Annotated in this window: 1 protein-coding gene; it reads left to right on the top strand. The window is 29.5% G+C overall.

Going from position 1 to position 621, the window contains the following annotated elements:
- Window positions 1-16 precede the first annotated feature (16 nt).
- Window positions 17-621 (top strand): helix-turn-helix domain-containing protein (locus HMPREF9965_RS07315; RefSeq protein WP_004243569.1); only part of this gene is annotated, 605 nt, incomplete at its 3' end.

Below are 621 nucleotides of genomic sequence, written 5' to 3'. Positions count from 1 at the left end.
ACTAATAAGGTTCTATATGGTTAAAATCGCTGAAAAATTAAAATTAAAACGTAAAGAAAAAGGATTATCTCAACAAAAATTAGCTGAAGGTATTTGTGAACAAAGTCAAATCAGTAAAATCGAACGTGGTAACTATATGCCCGCAGCTGACTTGTTATACAAATTGGCAGTACGTTTACAGGTACCAATCGATTACTTCTTTAACGACAATTTTGAAGTTCCCTCAAGTCTAGAACATTTCAAAAGGCTTTCTTCAAAACTACTGGAAGATAGAAATTATGTAGATTTAGCATATTTGTACACCTTAGAAAAAGAAAAAGCTAATCAATTATCTGAGGAGGATAATGCATTTTTAGAGTGGACTAGTGCTATTTTGAATTTTTACCTATACGATAATAAAGAACAAGCTATAATACAGCTAGAACAACTTCTAACTCCTCTGAAAATAAAACAATCAGTTTATCTCCGTATTCTCAATACATTATCTAATTTTTATTCTTTGATGGGAAGAAACAATCAATATCTAGAGAATTATGAGTTACTAATATCAATTTACAAAAATGAAGATTTTAGTTCTTCAGATTATTTGTATGGCTATATTAGAGTGAAATATAACCATGC

This window comes from Streptococcus mitis bv. 2 str. SK95 (assembly GCF_000222705.1).
Lineage (GTDB): Bacteria > Bacillota > Bacilli > Lactobacillales > Streptococcaceae > Streptococcus > Streptococcus mitis_AY.
The sequence above is the reverse complement of the archived record's forward strand: the minus strand, read 5'-3'. Positions and strand labels throughout refer to the sequence as shown.